The 5451-nt window shown below is 60.6% G+C and carries 4 protein-coding genes; 1 reads left to right on the top strand and 3 read right to left on the bottom strand.

Features of this window, described 5'->3' with window-relative positions:
- Window positions 1-72 precede the first annotated feature (72 nt).
- On the bottom strand, window positions 73-387 hold the full coding sequence (locus ACFMO7_RS00640; protein ID WP_376793608.1) for a hypothetical protein: 315 nt from the start codon (window positions 385-387) through the stop codon (window positions 73-75).
- Window positions 388-1584: 1197 nt separating this feature from the next.
- On the opposite strand from ACFMO7_RS00640, the gene ACFMO7_RS00645 reads away from it, so the two are divergent.
- On the top strand, window positions 1585-2910 hold the full coding sequence (locus tag ACFMO7_RS00645; protein WP_376793609.1) for a hypothetical protein: 1326 nt from the start codon (window positions 1585-1587) through the stop codon (window positions 2908-2910).
- A gap of 204 nt (window positions 2911-3114) precedes the next feature.
- Here the strand turns inward: ACFMO7_RS00645 and ACFMO7_RS00650 are convergent, their stop codons facing one another.
- Together ACFMO7_RS00650 and ACFMO7_RS00655 are read right to left on the bottom strand one after the other, a co-directional pair.
- Window positions 3115-4035 carry a class I SAM-dependent methyltransferase gene (locus tag ACFMO7_RS00650; protein WP_376793610.1) on the bottom strand — a complete coding sequence of 307 codons (921 nt, stop codon included), beginning with the start codon at window positions 4033-4035 and terminating at the stop codon, window positions 3115-3117.
- A gap of 570 nt (window positions 4036-4605) precedes the next feature.
- Window positions 4606-5451 (bottom strand): class I SAM-dependent methyltransferase (locus tag ACFMO7_RS00655; protein ID WP_376793611.1); only part of this gene is annotated, 846 nt, incomplete at its 5' end.

Genomic DNA, 5451 nt, shown 5'->3' on the forward strand with positions numbered 1-5451 from the left:
ACCAGCGGAACGATCCAGCGCAGATTCTTCTTCAGCATTGCAGAACCTCCTATCTAACTGAATATCGCAGCTTCAGCAAGCAAGCGTATTCATCAACCTTAGTTCGTAGATCAGCGACGTAGCGAACGCGACCAACACAACGGATCTCACCGGAACAGGCGACACGACGAACTCACCTGGCAGCGCCGGCCCGAGTTGGTCGTCGATGGCGCGCGGCGGATCGCCCTCCTCGCGGAGGAGCAACCAGGACCCAACGAGACGTGTGGCGCGTCCCATCGTCCAGGTGCCCAGTCCCCCGGCCAGCAAGCCAGACCTGGCAAGCAAGTGCTGGTCAGGCGAGCAGAGCTGAGCTGATTCGTTTTCGGCTACCTGCCCATCAATGGCCACCGGCCACCGTTCAAGCCAAACCGATCACGATTGTGTTCTCTTCCCTTTTCCCGCAGCCTGGCCCTTCATAACCTGGGGATCACTCTGTGGCAATGATGCACTGGCATAGGACTGGTTCAAGCGACTCGACCGATCTGAACGACTGACAGCAATCCCCACGGTTACGTTGCGGCCCGACAGGAGCAGTCAAGAACACAGGCTGGCGTGGCCTGCTCAGCCGGTGCGTCCTCTTATGGCTTGAGCCAGGCCTGATCGGCCCGCTCTATGGGCACTCCCTGGGACCAATGGGATGGAACCCTTCGCCAGCGCGGTGCGCAGTAGCTGGGGCAACCCCCTACGAGGAGGGCGATCCCGCCGCGCCACCGACGACCAACCTGCAAACTGAGCCACAGCGATGCAATCGTCTTGTTCAAGGTACTCTGGCTCTGGCCTGGCCCGCCAGCCCAGCTATCCCGAGCGGGTGGGGCAGCCGCATCAAGGATGGCCTGGCTGCACCCTGGATAGCCGACCTGACCGACCAGCACGAGCGGTCCGTGAATTCCCCACCGGCAGACCCGGGCCGCTCTGTCCTTCCTGACAACCTTGCGTATCGTTTTCCCGATACGCACATCTCTCACACTCGGGAAGATTACCCGATGATTCGCCAACCTTCAGGATCTCCCCCAAAGAATCCATCCAAAGTACTATCCCCTTCACGAAGAGTCTTGAAGAAGACAACTCAGCCCCCGCCAGCCCACCCCGTCGTCCTCTCAGGCCCCGTGAGCGCTGCCAGCGGTGCCGTCAAGGCCCTCAAAATAGCGAGGTCTGAGAGGAGATAGCCATTGCCGCTGTCGGAGTAGCGAGCAATTTGACATAGCGCGGGCAACTGTGAGCTGACCAACAGTACCGCCGTAAGCTGGCTCATAGCTCTGGGCCTCTGCTGCTGCTAAACGAAAGAGCAGGTTGAAAGACTTGCTCTTAGTGGCTCGGACAAGGTCCAGGTTGACCTGCAGAGGTGAAGCCATGAGCATCATCGCACGGAGCCCAGCCAGACAAAGTATCTGGCTCCTGGCCTTTCTCTCTCTGATACTGGCTGCCTGCAATGCTTCCCTCAGTGTCTATGGTGGAGGTGGCTCTGGCCGGGACCAGGCCACGGCAACACCCACCTCCTCAGCCCAGCACTCGACACCTCGGCCCACGCCAGGTCGAAGTGTGCCCATGCCGCCGACTCAAACCTCCTGTCCCGCCATCTCCCCTGGCAATCCCTTTGGTACCCGTCCGGCGGTCATACGCCCATTGATCCTGGCGAGCCATCCAAGCCTCATCTACATCTACAACGAGACCCGGCCCCAGACCTCCGGTCACCTGATGCGCTACGACGTTGCTACCGGCCAGCGCGCCGTCATCGCCACCAGTGGCGTGCGCATTCGCCAGGCCCAACTTTCGGCTGATGGAGCATGGATCATGCTCCTAAGCGTTCCTGATCCTCGGCGTGATCCGCTGCATGTCGCCATGCTCCAATTGGTGCGCCTGGATGGCCAGGGCCTGCAAACTCTCTACTGTTTCCCCAGGTTGCCCTATACCCCCGATGGAACGTTCAGTGCCTTCGAAGGGCGGGGTGTCATCAGCTACGACAGCTATCCTCCGCTGCGCTTCGTCTGGTCACCCGATGAGCGCCAGGTTCTCCTCTCTACCGATCTGCAAGGAAATATCAGCCTGATTACGCTCCTGGACATCAAGACGGGGAACCTGCGACCGCTTGTACTGCGAGCCGGCTCCTACCTCTCCAACCCGTCAATCTTTTGTTCGATAGCCATTCCGCTGACCTGGCTCGACGACAGCCACGCTTATATCGTCACGGAGAGCCGTCTCTCCTGTGGCTCGCCGCCCTTACCGATGCAGCTCTACCTGCTCAATGTGGCGGAGAATGGCAGCCCTGGCAATCCTGCCTGGACTCCTATCCTGAGCGAGAACGTGCGCTACAGCGACGTTGCCCTGGATATCGCCCCCGACGGGAGGCGTCTCCTGGCCTCCTCGTGTGACTGGTCCGGCCCGCCTCGCTCCTCGATCCTCGAGGAGCCAGCCTACGGCGGTACCCAAACCCTCATCTACCAGCTTGCCTCAATGCACAGTCTCCAGAGCTGTATCGAGGATATACGGGTGCTTACCGCCAGCGAGGTGCTAGTGCTGCTGCGTGATGGAAATCCCTACCTGCAATGCGGTGGCCCCCCCAGTCCATACCAGGCCAGCTTTCGCCTGGCCCTGCTTACCCTCGGGAACGATGGCCGTCGTCAGCTGACTCCCCTGACGGATCTGGCTCAGGGGAACAACTACGATCTGAATCCCGCCGTTCCATTCGTCTGGTCCGTGCTCTCACGCGATGGCAAGCTCTATACCATGACGGCCAACAGGGAGCATCCCCTCTGTCAGAGAGCGACGACAGCGGTTTACTATGGACGCTTAGGTGGAGGCCCCCCGGTCCTGGTGGCGGCGGCTGGCAATGGCGAGGTTGCTTCTGTGGGCTGGACCTGGTCGTTGAGATGAGCAAGGGCAAGAATGGCTCCTCTCCTCTTCTCTCTGGAGGTTCTTCAACCGAGGGTGGTAGACTTCCTGAGCTGGAAGCCTACCACCCTCGGTTCTCCCCCTGTCTGCTTCTGAGCGTGAGGAGAGAAAGGCGCTGTTGCCAGGGCTAGCCAGGCCCCTGGAGAGGGCGATAGAGGTTTGGTCCAGTTCCTTCTTGGCCTGAGTTCAAGGTTTCTGTCCGTAGGCCGCGATGAAGCAGTAGTGGGTCTGCAGCGAGTCCCACTCTTTGCCCGCCTGCTCTATGGTATCGTATATCTCTTGCTCCGGAATCTTGAAATAAGCGGCAATAGGAGGCGTCATAGCTTTCCAGGCCTCGCGGATGTCTAGAGAGAGCAGAGAACCAAGGCGGCCAGCCCATCCGCCGATAGGCGTATCGATGAGGCGGCGCTCGACATTGATAAGGCCCGCCTCTCGGAGATAGAGATCAAGCGAGCGGGTCAGTACCCCCTGCGTGTCGAACCCGCGCAGTGTGGCCACCTGGCTAGCCAGTCGAAAGAACTCGCGTGTGGCCGGTCCAATGGGAGCAAAGTCGTTGGGATCAGTACTTAGCTCGACGAGTTCAAGCCAGCCGCCCGGGGCGGTGACGCGGGCCAGCTCCTTGACCGCGTCCGGCCAGGCGTTCAGTGGGATGGCCAGGAAGAGCAGGCGTTGATGGACAAAGTCAAACGAATTGTTTTCAAAGGGGAGGCCCTGCAAGATGTTGCCCTGTATGAAGCGATAGTTAGGTGGGGGAGTGGTAGCCTTGACCTGTTCGAGATCGAGGCCGATCACTTCAGCCTGGGGGAACTGGTGAGCCAGTTCGAAGGCCCACTGGCCAGTACCGCAGCCGACATCGAGGATGCGACGAGGCTGGCCAATGGGTGCCAGATAGTTGCCGCGCAGAACGGCGCGCAAAACATAATGCTGGAAGTCGAGACGGTTGACCTCACCGAGGTCCTTGGGGAGCATGTAGGGCTGTTCATCAAGATAGCGGCGCGAGTCATGGGAACGAGGCTGCGGGAGCGTCTCCGCGGCGGGCTTGCTCTTTGGCATCTGTGCCGCGAGCGCTGGTGAGGAACGTCGCCGACGGAAGAACCACCACGGCATAGGATCATCTCCTTTCTTTTCTGTAAAACTATTATCAACAACGATCTGCTCGATAGGCCCTTTGCCAGAAGAGGCAAAAAGGGCTTCCTCTCATAACTGGCAAAACTTGTCTAAGCCGCCAGAGATTCTGGCCATAAGTCAGAGCCTCTGGAAGGCAGAGATCTCTCTTTCGAGGTAATAGAGTAGAATGTGAGCAGTCGGCTATGGATAAAACCATATCGCGAGATCTGCCGAGTCAAAGTCGCTGGCCCTGGTCCTGAACGGGATGAAGTTCAGCCAGCCGCCGGGGACGCAAAGCCAGGTCACTTCTTGGACCGGATCCCGACCGGACAACGGCGAGATAGTGCCCGCCGGAGGAGACTGGCGAAAGTGTTGTTTGTGCGGCGGGGGCCGCGTGGGTGAGGTGCTGTCGCCTCGTCCAGGTGCGGGCGATCCTAAGAGGGTGTGGTTGCAGCAGAGAGAGGCGGAAGCGGAGCCGCGAGAGCGACGACGGAAGAACCACCACGGCATCGGTTACACCTCCTTGCGAGTTGGTGAGAGACAACGACGAGACTGGTAAACCTGTTGTGGTCATGATAGGGGTGGCTTCTGGCCGTAGGCCGCGGCGAAGTGGCAGGAGGTATGGAACTCGTTCCACTCCTGGCGAGCCTCGTCGATAAGAGCGAGTACCTCTTGCTCGGACTTGCCAAAGCGGGCGGCAATGGGAGCACTCACCGCTTTCCATGCTTCTTGCAAGTTCATGGCCATCAAGGAGCCGAGACGCCCGCCCCACTCTCCAAGAGGGACCTCGAACGGCTGATAGTGGACATTGCCGAGGCCGGCCTCCTCCAGGTAGTGGGCCAGAGAGCGGAGCACGAGGCCTTCAGTATCCAGCCCGCGTAACGCTGCCAGGGTGCCCCCAAGCCGACACAGCTCCTGTGCAGCAGGTCCAGAAGGTAGAAAATCCTGCAGGGCCGGACTTGACTCAACCAGCTCGACCCAGCCGCCGGGGGCGGTGACGCGGGCCAGCTCCTGGACGGCGCTGGGCCAGCCCGAGAGAGGAATAGCCAGGAAGAGCAGGCGCTGATGGACGAAGTCGAAGGAGTCGTTGTCGAAGGGGAGGCCCTGCAGGAGATCGCCCTGAACGAAGCGGTAGTTGGCGGGAGGCGAGGAGCTGGTCTTGGCGGGCTCGAGGTCGAAGCCGATGACCTCAGCCTGAGGGAACTGGCGGGCGAGTTCGAAGGCCCACTGGCCGGTGCCGCAGCCGACATCGAGGATGCGGCGAGGCTGCTGGATGGGAGCCAGATAGTTGCCGCGCAGGATGGCGCGCAAAACATAATGCTGGAAGTCGAGGCGGTTGACCTCGCCCAGGTCCTTGGGGAGCAGGTAGGGCTGCTCCTGCAAATAGCGGCGGGAGCCGCGCAGGCGGGGAAGGGC

The organism is Thermogemmatispora sp., assembly GCF_042408735.1.
Lineage (GTDB): Bacteria > Chloroflexota > Ktedonobacteria > Ktedonobacterales > Ktedonobacteraceae > Thermogemmatispora.

Excerpts from the sequence above, each read along its gene's own strand:
- ACFMO7_RS00650 (WP_376793610.1), bottom strand. The coding sequence starts at position 4,035 with ATGCCGTGGTGGTTCTTCCGTCGGCGACGTTCCTCACCAGCGCTCGCG.
- ACFMO7_RS00645 (WP_376793609.1), top strand. The coding sequence starts at position 1,585 with ATGCCGCCGACTCAAACCTCCTGTCCCGCCATCTCCCCTGGCAATCCC.